We start from the raw sequence: 16,413 nt of genomic DNA, 5'->3' as shown, positions 1-16,413 counted from the left end.
CCTGCAGCGCAACAATGCGCACGAGGCCACCTGCATCGGAGGTTCGGCTTGCAATCGCACTTCGCGCTGCTGGCGTCCTACAACCGCTGGATGAACGAGCGCCTGTACGCCGCGGCGGCCACGCTCCCGGCCGCGGAGCTGGCGCGCGACCGCGGCGCGTTCTTCGGTTCGATCCTGGGCACGCTCAACCACCTGGTGGTCGCCGACACGATCTGGCTGCAGCGCTTTGCAGCCCTGCCTGCCCGCCATGCGGAGCTCGACCCGGTCCGCGCGCTGCCGACGCCCGAACGCCTCGACGCCCTGCCGTTCCCGGAGTTAGACGCGCTCGCCGCGCATCGCCACTGGCTGGACGCGATCATCGAACGCTGGATCGCGACCCTGGACCACGACGACCTGCGGCAAGTGCTGCGTTACACCAACACGCGCGGCAATGGCTTCACGCGCGAACTCGTCCCGCTGCTGCTGCACTTCTTCAACCACCAGGCCCACCACCGTGGCCAAGCGACAACGCTGCTGTCACAGGCCGGCGTGGACATTGGCGTCACCGACCTGCTGGCGCTGATCCCGGATGCCAACGCCGGCACCACCCCTGCCCCGCATCCGCACTGAGGAGCCTGTCGTGCAACTGCGCGCCAAACGGGTCTACCTGGCAGCCGATCCGGAGGACGGCAACCGTGTCCTGGTCGACCGGCTGTGGCCGCGCGGGCTGTCGAAGGAGAAGCTGGGCGACGTGGCGTGGGTCAGGGAAGTTGCGCCGAGCGACGCGCTGCGCAAGTGGTTCGGCCACGAGCCGGCGAAGTGGGACGGGTTCCGCGAACGCTACTTCGCCGAGCTCGCTGCGAACCCGGAAGGCGTGGCTGCGCTGCGCAAGGCGCTGGCGCCGAAGGGCCGCAACACGCTGCTGTTCGGCGCGCACGACGAGGAACACAACAACGCCGTGGCGCTGTGCGAGTACCTGCAGGCGCACCGCAAGCGTTAACCGGGACCTTGGTGCCAAGCAGAAACGAGGCTCTTGTGGGAGCGGCTTCAGCCGCGAGTTCCTGATCCCACCGACGCACATCGAAACGCTCGCGGCTGAAGCCGCTCCCACAAGAGCCCGGGCTGCGCCTCAGCGCTTGACCAGCTCCACCCGCCGGTTCTGCGCGCGGCCGGCTTCGGTGCCATTGTCGGCCACCGGCTGGCTGTCGCCGTAGCCCTGCGCCTGCAGCCGCGCGGCATCGATGCCGCGCGCGACCAGTTCGGCCACCACCGAAGCCGCGCGGCCCTCGGACAGCACCTGGTTGTGCTGTCCGTCGCCGGTGTTGTCGGTGTGGCCGTCGATCGACAGCTGCAGCGACGGATCGTCCTGCAGCAGTTGCACGACCTGTTCGACCTGCGGCTGCGACGACGGTTCGACCTGCGTGCTGTCGGTGGCGAAGTTGACCTGCAGCGCGACCTTGCCGGTGGCGTCGAGGCTGCGCTTCATCGCGCTGGCGTCGATCAGCTTCGCCGTCGGCTCGAACGGCGCGGTTTCCATGATGATCCAGTTGCCCATCGCGCTGTTGGTCACGAAGTGGACCCAGATGTTGCGGTCGGCCCGGCGCAGGACGTAGACGGTCGCCGCTTCGTTGTAGATGTCGCCGAGGCCGTCGATGTGGCCCTGGGTGGTGTCGTCTTCGAGCTTGTCCGTCCATTCCCGCGGAATCTTCGACGACGTCACCTTGACCGCGCCGACGCCGGTAAGCAGCGTTTCGAGGTTCTTGCGCAGCTCGAACTCCGACCAGGTCTTGCCATCGGCCGCGTCGATCGACGCCTCGTAGCTGCGACCCTCGACCCACTCGAAGCCCTGCCCGGTCCAGAACGGGAAGCGTGCGTAATCCATCTCCACCGGCTTGTTCATCGGCTCGTAGCCGGCGGGCAGCGAGAAATACGGGAACTCGCCCAGCGCGGCATCGGAGACCGGAATGGCGTCGATGTCGAAGGCCGGCGTCCCGGATGCAGCGGGGGCTGGCGTCGCGTCGCCGGGCGCGCCGGCATCGGCGATGGCTTCTTCGGAACCGGCGGGAGCCGATGCGACCGGTGCAGGGGGAGCGCCGGCGTCGACGGCAGGATCGGCAGGCGCGGATTCCTGGCAGCCGCCCAGCAGGACGGCAAGGATGAGCAGGGGCGCGGTGCGTGCGGACAGCTTCATTGGAACTCCTTGTTCGGGGGTGTCGCGCAGGCGGGCCTGTGCCTGCGCGCGGCAGGATAGCGCGTCGAGATGACGTCTCCCGATGAAGCCGGTCATGGCCGGGTCGCGCGCACCGCACCGGACGCGCGGCAACCGGGCTTTCGCGTGCGTCACGCGCCGCGGCTTGCGCTCAGTCCAACACCCGGCAGAACACCGCCTTGAGGTAGCGCGACTCCGGCACGTTGGCCAGGAACGGATGGTCCGCGCCAGCGCCCGAGACCTTCAGGATTTGCAGCGTACGCCCGGCGTAGTAGCCGGCGCGGCGGAGCATGTCGAGGAACTGGTCTTCGCGGACAAGGCCGGTGCACGAGAACGTCGCGAACAGCCCGCCGGGCTTCACCGCGCCGAGCGCGAGCTTGTTCATGTCGAGGTATTTCTTCAGCGCCGGGATCACCTGCTCGCGGTCGCGGGTCATCTTCGCCGGGTCGAGGATCACCACGTCGTATGCGTCGCCGCCGGCCGCCGCGTCGCGCAGCCAGGGGAAGATGTCGGCCTGCACGAAGCGCACGCGCACGTCGTTGAGCTTCGCGTTGCCGCGGGCGATCTCGAGCACGTCCTGGTCGATGTCCACGCCGACCACTTCGCTGGCGCCGCGCACCGCCGCGTACACGCCGAAGCCGCCGGTGTTGCAGCACAGGTCGAGCACGCGCTTGCCGGCGACCTGCTGCGACAGCCACTGCCGGTTGTCGCGCTGGTCGGCGAAGAAACCGGTCTTGTGCGCGCCGGCCGGGTCGGCGCGGAACTTCACCCCGTGCTCGGTGATGATCGCCGGGGCCGAGGCCTGCGTGCCCTCGCTGTTCCACGGTTTGAAGTCGAACGACTCCTGCTTCTGCACGTGTTCGTCGGCGAAGGCATGGAAGCGGCATCCGGGGAACTGTTCGCGCAGCGCGTCGTAGATCCACTCGCGGTGACGGAACATGCCGGCGCTGAAGAACTCGACCACCAGCAGGTCGGCGTAGCGGTCGACCACCAGGCCGGACAGGCCGTCGCCTTCGCTGTGGACCACGCGCCAGGCGTCGGACACCGCATCGAGGCCCAGCACGTCGCGGCGCAGGCGCACCGCTTCGCCGATGCGGTGTGCGAACCAGGCCGCGTCGATCGCGACGCCCGGATCGGCCTCCAGCATGCGCAGCGCGATGCGCGAATGGCCGTTGTAGAAGCCGCGGCCGATCCAGGTGCCGTCCACGCCCACCACGTCGACGACGCTGCCGGGCCTGGGCCGCTGCGCGGGCTTGTCGACCAGCTTCTGGAAGATCCACGGATGGCTGCCGCGCCAGGCGTTGCGCAGGTGGACGGTGGGGATGGTGTCGTTCATGCGCGCATTATCGCGCACCGGGTGGCGGGCTTTGTCTTTGGCGTCGGTGCCGACGCCGACGCCGGCAGATCGTGTGGGAGCGGCTTCAGCCGCGAGCTTTTCCCGCTGGAGCGAAGAGCTCGCAGCTGAAGCCGCTCCCACATGCTCCCGTGCGTCTCGTTCGAAGTGACTCGCTGCCATCCATGGCCGGGCGTTCGCGGCCGCGCGGCAGTGCCGCTCGTGCACGCTTCACTCGGTAATGGATCGCTGCCATCCATGGCGCAACGACATGGGCTCCGGATCGCCCGGCCCGGCCATCCATGGCCGGGCGTTCGACAGGCCGCGCGGCAGTGCCGCGCAAGCGGCCTGCCTCACCCCCCCGGGTTGAAGCCGATGGTGCGGCGGGTGGTGACAGGTGCGCCGGTCGGTTCGAAGCGCCAGCGCTTGACCGCGGCGACGGCTTCGCGATCGAACACGCGCGGCGGGTTCGAGCGCACCACGCGGGCGCTGGTCACCGAGCCGTCGGCAGCCACGGTGAACTCCACCTGCACCTCGCCTGAGCGGCCCGCGCGCAGCGCGTCGATCGGATAGCGCGGCGCAGGCGTGCTGATCGGGCGCAGGTCGCTGGCCGAGACCACCTTCGGCTCGGCCGGCTCGGCGGCCTGCTGCGCGGCACGCTGCTGTGCGGCGCGCTGCTGCGCGGCTTCGCGCTCGGCGGCAGCCTGCTGCGCGGCTTCGCGTTCGGCGGCCGCTTTCTGCTCGGCCTGCTGCTGGGCGGCCAGCTGTGCGGCGGCCTCGCGCTGCTGCTGCTCCTGCTGCGCGGCGCGCTCGCGCTCCAGCCGCGCCTGTTCTTCGGCTTCCTGCTCGGCGCTGAGCCTCTGCTGCTCGACGCGCTGGGCCTCGGCCTGCTCGGCGGCGGCAACGCTGGACTTGAGCCGCGCCAGCGACGGATGGTCCTTGTCGGCTTTCTCGATCAGCGCGTACAGGCGCTGGGCTTCGTCGAAGTCGCCACGGTCGCGGCTCTGCTCGGTGGCGATCACCGTCATCGGCAGCAGGTCGGTCAGCGCGCTGGAAACGCCCGGGTCGCCGGGCAGCTTGTCGCGCAGCGCGAGGTAGTACTCCATCGCGTTGTCGCCGGCCGGTGCGTACAGGCGGCTGTCCTGGTAGGCCTCGCTGGCCTTCTTGCGCAGGTCGTCGGCGCTGAGCGCGGCGACTTCGTCGGAAACGGCCTTGGGCGGCGCCTTGGCCGGCTGGGTGGTGGCGGCCGGCTCGGCGCCCGGGCCTGGCTGCGCGGCTTCTTCCTTCTTGCCGCAGGCGCTGAGCGCGACGACCAGCAGCACCCCCAGCGCCAGGCGCAGGTGTGCCGGCCGCGCGTCGGGCGCCAGCGGTGACATGGACTGTGAAAGTGACATCGGTACTCCCCCTGGATGTGCGATTGGTGCACTTGCGTAGGACGCGATAGTACAGCGGGTTTGTCAACTCCCCGGCCAGCTGAATGCGTGCTGCGCTACTTGCCGATGCAGAAGCTGGAAAAAATGTGACCCAGTAGATCGTCCGGCGCGACCCGGCCGGTGATCTCGCCCAGGGCGTCGTGGGCCGCCCGCAGGGCCTCGGCGGCCAGGTCCAGGCTTTCGCCGGCCAGCGCCTGGCGGGCGGCTTCGAGTTCGGCGGCGGCCCGCCGCAGGGCGTCGACGTGGCGGGCGCGGGCGGTGAACGTGCCCTCGGCGGTGTCCGCCGCATGCCCCTGCCACAGCACGCGCAGGCGCTCGTGGAGGTGGTCGAGGCCGGCGCCGGTGCGCGCCGAGACCGGCAGGGCGCCGGTGATCCCGGGGGCCGGCGGCGGGCCGGCGAGCAGGTCGGATTTGTTGAGCAGCCACACGGGCGTCGGCACGCCGGCGACCGCGGTCTCCAGTTCTGCGCGGCCGGCTTCCGGATCGCGGGCGTCGAGCACGACCAGGGCGATGTCGGCGCGCCCGAGCTCGGCGCGTGCCCGGCGCATGCCTTCGCGCTCGATCACGTCACCTGACTCGCGCAGGCCGGCGGTGTCGACCAGGGTCAGTTCGACCCCGTCGATGCGCACGGTCTCGTGCAGCAGGTCGCGGGTGGTGCCGGCGATGTCGGTGACGATGGCGCGGTCGCTGCCGGCCAGCGCGTTGAGCAGCGAGCTCTTGCCGGCGTTGGGCGGGCCGACGATCACCGCGTGCAGGCCGTCGCGCAGCTTGCGGCCGCGCTCGGCGTCGGTGAGCAGCGCGGCGAGCAGGTCGATGGCGGCATCCAGGCGCCTGCGCAGCGGGCCGCCGCCGAGGGTGTCGAGTGGTTCGTCGGCGAAGTCGATCGCGGCCTCGACGTGCACGCGCAGCGCCAGCAGTTCGGCGGCGATCGCGTCGATGCGGCGCGAGAACTCGCCGTCCAGCGCGCGCCGCGCGGCCCGTGCGGCGCGCGCGTCGCCGGCGGCGATCAGGTCGGCGACGGCTTCGGCCTGGGCCAGGTCGAGCTTGCCGGCAAGGAAGGCACGTTCGCTGAACTCGCCCGGCCGCGCACCGCGCGCGCCCAGCGCCTGGCAGCGTTCGACCAGCTGCTGCAGCACCGCGCGGCTGCCGTGGGCCTGCAGTTCGACCACGTCCTGCCCGGTGTAGCTGGCCGGCGCGCGGAAATACAGCGCGATGCCGTCGTCGATGGTGATTCCGTCGGCGTCGCGGAAGCGCACGTGGCGCGCAAGGCGCGGGCGCAGCGGCACGCCGCACACCTCGCGCGCGATCGTCGTGGCGCGCGGGCCCGACAGGCGCACGATCCCCACCCCGCCGGCGCCCGGCGCGGTGGCGATGGCAACGATGGTGTCGCGGTCGTCGTGCATGGCCGGCAGTTTCGCAGACCCGGATGCGCAAGGCCCGCCTTGCGGCGGGCCTGCGTCATCAGCTCTTGCCGGCGGCCGCCGCGGGCGGCGGCTCGGCGTACTTCCTGGTGATCACCCACTGCTGCAGCAGGCCCAGGCCACCGTTGGCCACCTGGTACAGCACCAGGCCCGCGGGCAGGAAGGCCAGGATCACGCCGAAGATCAGCGGCATGGTCTGCATCATCTTCTGCTGCATCGGGTCCATGCCGGTCATCGGCGTGAGCTTCTGCGTGGACCACATGATCGCGATGTTGAGCACCGGCAGGATGAAGTACGGATCGCGCGCGGTCAGGTCCTGGATCCACCCCATCCACGGCGCCTGGCGCAGCTCCACCGACTCCATCAGCACCCAGTACAGGGCCATGAAGATGATCATCTGCGGCAGCACCGGCAGGCAGCCGCCGACCGGGTTGATCTTCTCCTTCTTGTAAAGCTCCATCATCGCCATCTGGAACTTCTGCTTGTCGTCGCCGTAGCGCTCCTTGAGCTGCGCGATGCGCGGCTGGAAGCGGCGCATCTTGGCGGTCGACTTGTACTGCGCGGCCGACAGCGGGAACAGCGCCAGCTTGAGCAGGCAGACCATGGCGATGATCGCCCAGCCCCAGTTGCCGAACAGCGCGTGCAGCTTGGCCAGCACCCAGAACAGGCCCTGGCCGAGCACCGCGAACAGCTGGAAGCGGCTGTAGTCGACCGCGCGCTCCAGGCCCGGCACGTCCTGCGCGGCCAGCTGCGAGACCAGTTTCGGGCCGACCCACAGGCGTGCGTTGGTGACCGCCTTCTCGCCCGGCGCGAGCGAGAACGACGGGCCCATCGCGTGGATGCCGTGGACCTGGCCGGAGGTGGTCAGGCCGAAGCGCGCGGCCTGGTCCTTCTGCGGGATCCAGGCGGTGAAGAAGTGGTGCTGCAGCAGCGCGATCCAGCCGCCGGTGACGGTCTTGTCGAGCGGGCCGTCGTCGACGAAGTCGGCGTACTTGCGCCCCTCGTAGCCGTCGGCGGCGCTGAACCACTTGGCGCCGGCGAAGCTGTAGGACTCGGGGTTGGTCATGCCGGTCATGCCGCGCTTGGTCTGCGGCGGGATCCGCGCCAGCTGGCGGTAGATGTAGCCCTGCCACGGCTGGCCGGAAGTGTTGAGCACCTCGTCGTGCACGGCGATCGCGTAGCTGCCGCGCGACAGCGTGTAGGTGCGGCGGATGCGCACGCCGGCGCCGGGCGGCGAGACGAAGCTGACCTGCACCGTCGGCTGGCCGGTGGTCAGGTCGATCTCGCGCTGCTGCGGATCCTCGGGCACCAGTTCAGGCACGCGGGTCCCGCCCTGCCCGATCCAGCCGCTCCTGGCGATGTAGTAGTGCGCAGGGTCGGCGTCGAGCAGCTTGACCGGCGGGCTGCCGGGCTCCCTGGTCTGCGGGTACTGCAGCAGCTGCGCGTCGAACACGTTGCCGCCGTCGAGCGACAGCGTCAGCACGTCGCTGGTGATCGTGACCCGGTGGTCGCTGGCGACCGGCGCCGCGGCGACGTCGGCGACCGGCGCGCCGGTCGAGCCGGCGGGCTTGGCGCTGGGGATCGCGCTGTCCTTCGCAGCGGGGATTCCCGCATCGCTATCGGGCACCATCCCCGGCAGCGCCCCGGGGGAAGGCGGCACCTGCTGCTGTGCGCTTTCGACCGGCGCAGGCGCAGGGTTGTTGTCCTTGCCCCACTCCATCCACAGCAGCACCGCCACCATCAGCCAGGCGAAGATCAGGAACGTACGGGTCTGGTTCATCAGGCAGGCAGGCTCGAGCCGTCGGATCGATCATCCGACGCGGGATGGGAGGAAGGGGCAGCGGGCGCCGCGGGGGGGATTGTGCCGTCCATGCCGGCCTGCGGCAACGTACCGGCGCGTTGCAACAGGCTCATGAAGCCTTCGCGCAGGGCCTTGTTTTCGCTGTCGGCCGCGGCCTTGCGCGCCACCACCACGTAGTCGCCGGCGGCCAGCTGCGGCCGCAGCCGGCGGAAGGCATCGCGCAGCACGCGCTTGATGCGGTTGCGGCCGACCGCATGCGGATCGACCTTGCGCGAGACGGCCAGGCCCAGCCGCGCCGGCGGCGGGCCGGCGACGAAATGCAGCGAGAACAGCGGGGAGGCGGTGCGCCGTCCCTGCTGGAAGGCGCGGTCGAATTCGGCGCGCGCGCGTACCCGCACCTGGCGCGGGAAACGGGCATTCATGGGAGAAACGGTTCGATCCCGACCATCGGCATCGGCCGGCCGGGGCGAAACGGCCTCAGGCCGTCAGGCGCTTGCGGCCCTTGGCGCGGCGACGGGCGAGGATCTTGCGGCCGTCGGCGGTCTTCATGCGGGCACGGAACCCGTGGTCGCGCTTGCGCTTGAGGTTGCTGGGTTGGTAGGTGCGCTTGGTGGCCATGGCGGACTCGGGACGATACGCGTCGGAAAGAACCGGAGAGTTTACTGCGTGCCGATTTGGCCGGTCAAGCAGGCGCAGGCGCCGAAGCCCGGCCGTCCGGCGGACGCGCGCCTGGCGCGGATCGGCGAACCGCGGCGATGCACCCGCCGGGGGGTGGTGGTAGTCTGCCTGTCCCCTTGTTTCCGCGACCGTTGCGCGCCCGGATCCGGATGCGCGACGCGGCGCCGTCATTGTGCAGAACCGAACGTATGGATGCCTGGCCCCGCTGCCTAGAACGCCTTGAAGCCGAGTTCCCGGCCGAGGACGTGCACGCCTGGCTCAAGCCGCTGCAGGCCACCTGGCGCGACGACGCCACCGTGCTGTACGCGCCCAACGCCTTCGTCCGCGACGAGGTCCGCAGCCGCTACCTCGAACGCATCCGCGAGCTGCTCGGCCATTTCGCCGGGACCCCGGACGTGACCCTCGAAGTCGGCTCGATGCCGCGCGCGGCGGCCGAACGCCCCCTGCCCGCCTCGCCGGCGCGCGGCGCGAACGAAGCGGTGGCCTTCGCCGGCAACCTCGACAGCCATTACACCTTCGACAACTTCGTCGAGGGTCGCAGCAACCAGCTTGGCCGCGCGGCTGCCTCGCACGCCGCGCAGAACCCGGGCGACCGCGCCCACAACCCGCTGCTGCTCTACGGCGGCACCGGCCTGGGCAAGACCCACCTGATGTTCGCCGCCGGCAACCAGATGCGCCGCCACAACCCCGGCATGCGGGTGCTGTACGTGCGCAGCGAACAGTTCTTCAGCGCGATGATGAAGGCGCTGCAGGACAAGGCGATGGACGGCTTCAAGCGCCAGTTCCAGCAGGTCGATGCGCTGCTGATCGACGACATCCAGTTCTTCGCCGGCAAGGACCGCACCCAGGAGGAGTTCTTCCACACCTTCAACGCGCTGTTCGACGGCAAGCAGCAGATCATCATGACCTGCGACCGCTTCCCGCGCGAAGTCGAAGGCCTGGAACCGCGGCTGAAATCACGCCTGGCGTCCGGGTTGTCGGTGCCGATCGACCCGCCCGACTTCGAGACCCGCGCCCAGATCGTGCTGTCCAAGGCGCGCGAGCGCGGCGCGCAGATCCCCGAGGACGTGGCGTTCCTGATCGCCAAGAAGATGCGCTCCAACGTGCGCGACCTGGAAGGCGCGCTCAACACGCTGGCGGCGCGCGCCAACTTCACCGGCCGCGCGATCACCGCCGAGTTCGCCCAGGAGACCCTGCGCGACCTGCTGCGGGCGCAGCAGCAGGCGATCAGCATCGCCAATATCCAGAAGACCGTGGCAGACTACTACGGGTTGCAGATCAAGGATTTGCTGTCCAAGCGCCGGACCCGTTCGCTGGCCCGCCCCCGCCAGGTGGCGATGGCCCTGGCGAAGGAGCTGACCGAGCACAGCCTGCCCGAGATCGGCGACGCCTTCGCCGGGCGCGACCACACCACGGTGCTGCACGCATGCCGCCAGGTCCGCGGCCTGCTCGACACCGACGGCAAGCTGCACGAGGACTGGGAAAAGCTGATCCGCAAGCTCAGCGAATGACCGCGGCGGCCGCGATGCGGACACGGACATGGAATGATCGACGGCGCGGTGGGCAGGACGTGGACAGGTTGTGGACAACCCGGGGACGATTCCGGGACTGGAAAGTTGTCCACAGGCTGTCCCGGAGCGGGCGAGCAGTTATCAACGCGGTGTGAAGGCGATAAAGTTCAATAAATTCAACAGCTTGGATGTGTTACAACCAGATTCGCGCGACACCAGCACCACCAGCTTTTGTATTTATCCCATTCTTGAAGCAAGGGCATAGGGGAACAAACCGGCATGCGTTTCAGTCTGCAGCGCGAAGTATTCCTGAAGCCGCTGGGCCAGGTGGTCAACGTCGTCGAACGGCGCCAGACCCTGCCCGTGCTGGCCAACCTGCTGGTGCAGGTCAAGGACGGGCAACTGTCGTTGACGGGCACCGACCTCGAAGTCGAGATGATCGCGCGCAGCGCCGTCGACGATGCCCAGGACGGCGAGACCACGATCCCGGCGCGCAAGCTGTTCGACATCGTCCGTGCCCTGCCCGACGGCAGCAAGGTCGCGGTCTCGCAGACCGGCGACAAGGTCACCGTGCAGGCCGGCCGCAGCCGCTTCACCCTGGCCAGCCTGTCGGCCAACGACTTCCCGTCGGTGGACGAGGTCGAGGCTACCGAGCGCGTCAGCGTGCCCGAGTCCGCGCTCAAGGAGCTGATCGAGCGCACCGCGTTCGCCATGGCCCAGCAGGACGTGCGCTACTACCTCAACGGCCTGCTGTTCGACCTGGGCGACCGTCGCCTGCGCTGCGTGGCCACCGACGGCCATCGCCTGGCATTGTGCGAAACCGCGCTGGAGGCCGAAGGCCAGACCAAGCGCCAGATCATCGTCCCGCGCAAGGGCGTGACCGAGCTGCAGCGCCTGCTCGAGGGCGGCGACCGCACCCTGGAGCTGGAGATGGGCCGCAACCACATCCGGGTCAAGCGTGACGATGTCACCTTCACCAGCAAGCTGATCGACGGCCGCTTCCCCGACTACGAGGCGGTGATCCCGATCGGCGCCGATCGCGAGGTCCGGATCGACCGCGAAGTGCTGCGCGCGGCGCTGCAGCGCGCGGCGATCCTGTCCAACGAGAAGTATCGCGGCGTGCGCCTGGAAGTCTCGCCCGGGCAGCTGAAGATCAACGCCCACAACCCTGAGCAGGAAGAAGCGCAGGAAGAAGTCGAGGCCGACACCAAGGTCGATGACCTGGCGGTGGGCTTCAACGTCAACTACCTGCTCGACGCGCTCAGCGCCCTGCGCGACGAAAACGTGGTGATTGCCCTGCGCGACGCCAATTCCTCGGCGTTGGTGCGCGAGGCTTCCAACGAGCGCTGCCGCCACGTCGTGATGCCGCTGCGGCTGTGATCCGGGTTGGTTTCACGTGGAACAACAACGCCCGGCCCGCTCCGGGCGTTTTGTTGTGCGCCGGTTGAACCCGCATGCGCCTGTCACGGCTTGAGATCCGTCGCCTGCGCCGCCTGGCCGAGGTGGCCGTCTCCCCCGGTCCCGGCCTGAACCTGCTCGTCGGCGACAACGGCGCGGGCAAGACCAGCGTGCTGGAGGCCATCCACCTGCTTGCCTACGGGCGCAGCTTCCGCGGCCGCGTGCGCGACGGCCTGGTGGCCAGCGATGCGCCGGCGCTGGAGGTCTACGCCGAGTGGGACGAGGAAGCCGGCGGCGGCCGACGCCGCAAGGCCGGCCTGCGCCACGGCGGACAGGCCTGGGAAGGACGCCTGGACGGACAGGCGGTCGCCAGCCTGGGCGACCTGTGCGCCGCACTGGCGGTGGTCAGCTTCGAACCCGGCAGCCACGCCCTGGTCAGCGGTGGCGGCGAGCCGCGTCGGCGCTACGTCGACTGGGGGTTGTTCCACGTGGAACCGGACTTCCTGCCGCTGTGGCGCCGCTACGCCCGCGCCCTCAAGCAGCGCAACAGCCTGCTCAAGCAGCGCGTCCGCGACGGGCAGCTCGATGCCTGGGACCACGAGCTGGCCGAGGTTGGCGAACCGATGACGCGCCTGCGCGAGGCCTACCTGGTGCAATTGCAGGAGTCGCTGGGTGCCATTTCCGCCGAACTGGCGCCTGCGCTGGGAACGGCTGACGTCGAATTCCAGCCCGGTTGGCGCCGCGACGAGCTGCCGCTGGCCGATGCCCTGCTCCTGGCCCGCGACCGCGACCTGCAGTCGGGCTTCACCTCGGTCGGCCCGCACCGGGCCGACTGGCGCGTCCGCCACGGCGCGCTGCCCAACGGCGAGACCCTGTCGCGGGGCCAGGCCAAGCTCACCGCCCTGACCTGCGTGCTGGCCCAGGCCGAGCACTACGTGGACCGGCGCGGCGAATGGCCGGTGGTGCTGCTCGACGACCTGGCGTCCGAACTGGACCGCGCGCACCAGCAGCGCGTGCTGGCGCGGCTGGCAGCCGGGCACGCGCAGGTATTCGTCACTGGAACCGAACTGCCCGCCGAAGCCGCCCTGCGCGGCCGCGAACACGTCGTGTTCCACGTGGAACAGGGTCGGGTGGATCCGGCCTGAAACCCGCGTCCGGCGGGCGTCGAACGGTGATTCGGCCCGGAAATTGCTATAATTGCCGCATCCATAGCTAATGTGTCTCGGTGCCGGCCCTCCCGTCGCCGTGGGAGCCTTGAGCCGAATGACCGAATCCAACCAGGACGCCGAGCAGGGCGGCCAGAGCAACGTCTACGATTCCAGCCGGATCACCGTGCTGCGTGGCCTGGAGGCCGTGCGCAAGCGCCCGGGCATGTACATCGGCGACGTCCACGACGGCACCGGCCTGCACCACATGGTGTTCGAGGTGGTCGACAACTCCATCGACGAAGCCCTGGCCGGGCACGCCGACAACGTCACCGTGACCATCCACGAGGACGGTTCGGTGTCGGTGTCCGACAACGGCCGCGGCATCCCGGTCGACATCCACAAGGAAGAGGGCGTCTCGGCGGCGCAGGTCATCATGACCCAGCTGCATGCCGGCGGTAAGTTCGACGACAACAGCTACAAGGTCTCCGGCGGCCTGCACGGCGTCGGCGTCTCGGTGGTCAACGCGCTGAGCGAGAAACTCACCCTCGACATCTGGCGCAACGGCTTCCACCACCATCAGGAATACGCCATGGGCGAGCCGGTGGCGCCGCTGGAGCGGCAGGAGGCTTCCGACAAGCGCGGCACCCTGGTGCGCTTCTGGCCGGCCAGCGACACCTTCACCGACGTCGAATTCCACTACGACGTCCTCGCCCGGCGCCTGCGCGAGCTGTCGTTCCTCAATTCGGGCGTCAAGATCACCCTGGTCGACGAGCGCGGGGAAGGGCGCCGCGACGTGTTCCAGTACGAAGGCGGCATCGCCTCGTTCGTCGAGCACCTGGCGCAGCTCAAGACGCCGCTGCACCCCAACGTGATCTCGGTCAGCGGCGAGGAGGCCGGCATCACCGTCGACGTCGCGATCCAGTGGACCGACTCCTACCAGGAGACGATGTTCTGCTTCACCAACAACATCCCGCAGAAGGACGGCGGCACCCACCTGATCGGCTTCCGCGCCGCGCTCACCCGCACCCTGACCAACTACATCGAGCAGAACGGGATCGCCAAGCAGGCCAAGGTCAACCTGTCCGGCGACGACATGCGCGAGGGCATGATCGCCGTGCTCAGCGTCAAGGTGCCGGATCCCAGCTTCTCCTCGCAGACCAAGGAAAAGCTCGTCTCATCTGAAGTGAGACCAGTAGTTGAGCACACGTTCGGTGCACGTTTGGAGGAGTTCCTGCAGGAACACCCCAACGAGGCCAAGGCCATCGCCGGCAAGATCGTCGACGCCGCCCGCGCCCGCGAGGCCGCGCGCAAGGCCCGCGACCTGACCCGTCGCAAGGGTGCGCTCGACATCGCGGGCTTGCCCGGCAAGCTCGCCGACTGCCAGGAGAAGGACCCGGCGCTGTCCGAACTGTTCATCGTCGAGGGCGACTCGGCCGGCGGCTCGGCCAAGCAGGGCCGCAACCGCAAGAACCAGGCGGTGCTGCCCTTGAGGGGCAAGATCCTCAACGTCGAGCGCGCGCGCTTCGACCGCATGCTCTCGTCCGCGGAAGTCGGCACCCTGATCACCGCGCTGGGCACGGGCATCGGCAAGGACGAGTACAACCCGGACAAGCTGCGCTACCACCGCATCATCATCATGACCGACGCCGACGTCGACGGCAGCCACATCCGCACGCTGCTGCTGACCTTCTTCTACCGGCAGATGCCCGAACTGATCGAGCGCGGCTACGTCTACATCGGCCTCCCGCCGCTGTACAAGATCAAGCAGGGCAAGACCGAGCTGTACCTGAAGGACGACGCGGCGCTCAACGCGTACCTCGCCGGCAACGCGGTCGAGGGCGCGTCGCTGGTTCCCGCCGACGGCGAGCCGCCGATCGAGGGCGAGGCGCTGGAGAAGCTGCTGCTGGCCTACGCCGGCGCGCGCGACACCATCGCCCGCAACGCGCACCGCTTCGACCCGCTGGTGCTCGAATCGCTGATCGACTTCACCCCGCTCGACGCCGCGCACTTCGCGCGCAACACCGACGAGCGCCATGAGCTGGACGCGCTGGAAAAGCGCCTCAACCGCAGCGGGCTGGGCAAGCCGCGCTACTCGCTGGAACTGCAGGCGGCCAGCGATACCCAGCCCGGCGCACTGCTGGTCACGCGTCGGCACATGGGTGAGGAACTGGTCCAGGTGCTGCCGTTCTCTGCCTTCGAAAGCGGCGACCTGCGCCCGCTGCGCGACACCGCCGCGTTGCTGCACGGCCTGGTCCGCGATGGCGCGCAGATCGTGCGCGGCAATCGCGCGCAGCCCATCGCCAGCTTCGCGGAAGCACAGGCGTGGCTGCTGGAGGAAGCCAAGCGAGGCCGCCAGATCCAGCGCTTCAAGGGCCTGGGCGAGATGAACCCCGAGCAGCTGTGGGACACCACGGTCAATCCCGACACGCGCCGCCTGCTGCAGGTGCGGATCGAAGACGCGGTCGCCGCCGACCAGATCTTCTCGACCCTGATGGGCGATGTCGTCGAACCGCGCCGCGAGTTCATCGAAGACAACGCGCTGAAGGTCTCCAACCTCGACGTCTGAGGGCAGCCGCTGCATGGAGGCCCGCGCCGAACTCGCCATCCCGCCGCTGCCCGCGCAGCCCTGGCGGCGTGCGCTGGCCGCGTCCGCGGTCGACCTGCTGCTGGCAGTGGGACTGGTGTTCGGGCTGTCCATCGTCGGCGTGATTGGCTGGGCGCTGGTACAGGGCGTGCAGCTGGGGCTGGCGGGCGGGGAGGCGACCGATCCGCAGCAGGTCGCCGCGCAGATTGGACAGCCGCAGGGCATGGCCCTGGTCCTGATCAGCGTCGCGGCGACCGCGTCCGCCGCGCTGGTGCTGTATTTCTGGCGCCGCCCGGCCAGAGCCATCGAGCGCTCCGCTTCGCACGCGGCAGCGCGCAGGCCGTCGACCTGGGGCTGGGCGCTGCTGGCGGGCGTCGGGGCGTTCGCGTTCACCGCGCTGGCGACCACGCTCGGCCAGCAGGCCGGCGTCGAGCAAGTGCCGACCAACCAGCCGCTGATCGAGGCGGTGGGCGCGCAGAGCCCGGCGCTGCTGCTGCTGCTCGTGGCGCTGCTGGCGCCGGCCTACGAGGAACTGCTGTTCCGGCGCGTGCTGTTCGGGCGCCTGTGGGCCGCGGGCAGGCCGCTGCTGGGCATCGCGCTCAGCAGCGCGGCGTTCGCCTGCATGCACGAACTGCCGGGCACCGGCGGCAACGGGCTGCTGGCCGGCGCGCTGCTGTGGACGTGCTACGCGATGATGGGGGCCTTGTTCGCATGGGTCTATCGCCGCACCGGGACGCTGTGGGCGGCGATCGGCGCGCACGCGGTCAACAACCTGATCGCCTGCACGCTGCTGCTGGCGGGCCTGCATTGACGGGTCGCGCATTGACGGGTCGCGCATTGACAGGGCGCGCATTAACAGGGCGCGCATTAACAGGGCGTTGATCCGTGCTGCCGTACAACCGAAGCCTCGATTACAGG

General features: G+C 69.6%; 14 protein-coding genes. 7 read left to right on the top strand and 7 right to left on the bottom strand.

Annotated elements, in window-relative coordinates; translation table 11 throughout:
* Positions 1–48: 48 nt before the first annotated feature.
* Both ACFONC_RS08630 and ACFONC_RS08625 read left to right on the top strand, forming a co-directional pair.
* Positions 49–609, top strand: coding sequence for a DinB family protein (locus ACFONC_RS08630; protein ID WP_386743325.1), 561 nt, complete (start codon positions 49–51; stop codon positions 607–609).
* A 10-nt stretch (positions 610–619) separates the two neighbouring features.
* On the top strand, positions 620–979 hold the full coding sequence (locus tag ACFONC_RS08625) for a DUF488 domain-containing protein (RefSeq protein WP_386743324.1): 360 nt from the start codon (positions 620–622) through the stop codon (positions 977–979).
* Between the two features lie 129 nt (positions 980–1,108).
* On the opposite strand, the gene ACFONC_RS08620 is transcribed toward ACFONC_RS08625, so the two are convergent.
* The 7 genes from ACFONC_RS08620 to rpmH form a co-directional block, all read right to left on the bottom strand.
* Positions 1,109–2,170 (bottom strand): OmpA family protein, encoded by a 1,062-nt coding sequence (locus ACFONC_RS08620; protein ID WP_386743323.1) that lies wholly within the window; start codon positions 2,168–2,170, stop codon positions 1,109–1,111.
* 169 nt (positions 2,171–2,339) lie between these two features.
* The gene (locus tag ACFONC_RS08615) at positions 2,340–3,524 is read right to left on the bottom strand and encodes a class I SAM-dependent rRNA methyltransferase (RefSeq protein ID WP_386743322.1); all 1,185 of its coding nucleotides are present in this window, start codon (positions 3,522–3,524) and stop codon (positions 2,340–2,342) included.
* A gap of 350 nt (positions 3,525–3,874) precedes the next feature.
* On the bottom strand, positions 3,875–4,897 hold the full coding sequence (locus ACFONC_RS08610; RefSeq protein WP_386744616.1) for an energy transducer TonB: 1,023 nt from the start codon (positions 4,895–4,897) through the stop codon (positions 3,875–3,877).
* A 113-nt stretch (positions 4,898–5,010) separates the two neighbouring features.
* On the bottom strand, positions 5,011–6,357 hold the full coding sequence (gene mnmE, locus ACFONC_RS08605) for a tRNA uridine-5-carboxymethylaminomethyl(34) synthesis GTPase MnmE (protein ID WP_386743321.1): 1,347 nt from the start codon (positions 6,355–6,357) through the stop codon (positions 5,011–5,013).
* A gap of 58 nt (positions 6,358–6,415) precedes the next feature.
* A complete protein-coding gene (yidC, locus tag ACFONC_RS08600) occupies positions 6,416–8,155 on the bottom strand; it encodes a membrane protein insertase YidC (protein ID WP_386743320.1) in 1,740 nt (579 codons plus the stop codon).
* Positions 8,155–8,598 carry a ribonuclease P protein component gene (gene rnpA / locus ACFONC_RS08595; RefSeq protein WP_386743319.1) on the bottom strand — a complete coding sequence of 148 codons (444 nt, stop codon included), beginning with the start codon at positions 8,596–8,598 and terminating at the stop codon, positions 8,155–8,157. The genes yidC and rnpA overlap by 1 nt, the downstream gene beginning before the upstream one ends.
* Before the next feature lie 55 nt (positions 8,599–8,653).
* The gene (rpmH, locus tag ACFONC_RS08590; RefSeq protein ID WP_013536759.1) at positions 8,654–8,794 is read right to left on the bottom strand and encodes a 50S ribosomal protein L34; all 141 of its coding nucleotides are present in this window, start codon (positions 8,792–8,794) and stop codon (positions 8,654–8,656) included.
* Between the two features lie 248 nt (positions 8,795–9,042).
* Between rpmH and dnaA the strand changes: the two genes are divergently transcribed.
* The 5 genes from dnaA (at position 9,043) to ACFONC_RS08565 (ending at position 16,306) form a co-directional block, all read left to right on the top strand.
* Positions 9,043–10,365: a chromosomal replication initiator protein DnaA gene (gene dnaA / locus ACFONC_RS08585; RefSeq protein WP_386743318.1), complete on the top strand. Its 1,323-nt coding sequence runs from the start codon at positions 9,043–9,045 to the stop codon at positions 10,363–10,365.
* Between the two features lie 279 nt (positions 10,366–10,644).
* Positions 10,645–11,745: a DNA polymerase III subunit beta gene (gene dnaN / locus ACFONC_RS08580; RefSeq protein WP_386743317.1), complete on the top strand. Its 1,101-nt coding sequence runs from the start codon at positions 10,645–10,647 to the stop codon at positions 11,743–11,745.
* A gap of 74 nt (positions 11,746–11,819) precedes the next feature.
* Positions 11,820–12,908, top strand: coding sequence for a DNA replication/repair protein RecF (gene recF, locus ACFONC_RS08575; protein ID WP_386743316.1), 1,089 nt, complete (start codon positions 11,820–11,822; stop codon positions 12,906–12,908).
* Between the two features lie 118 nt (positions 12,909–13,026).
* Positions 13,027–15,477: a DNA topoisomerase (ATP-hydrolyzing) subunit B gene (gyrB, locus tag ACFONC_RS08570; RefSeq protein ID WP_386743315.1), complete on the top strand. Its 2,451-nt coding sequence runs from the start codon at positions 13,027–13,029 to the stop codon at positions 15,475–15,477.
* 13 nt (positions 15,478–15,490) lie between these two features.
* Complete coding sequence (locus ACFONC_RS08565; protein WP_386743314.1) at positions 15,491–16,306, top strand: CPBP family intramembrane glutamic endopeptidase; 816 nt, start codon at positions 15,491–15,493, stop codon at positions 16,304–16,306.
* Positions 16,307–16,413 lie beyond the last annotated feature (107 nt).

It is taken from the genome of Luteimonas soli (assembly GCF_042648865.1).
Taxonomy (GTDB): domain Bacteria; phylum Pseudomonadota; class Gammaproteobacteria; order Xanthomonadales; family Xanthomonadaceae; genus Luteimonas; species Luteimonas soli.
The sequence above is the reverse complement of the archived record's forward strand: the minus strand, read 5'-3'. Positions and strand labels throughout refer to the sequence as shown.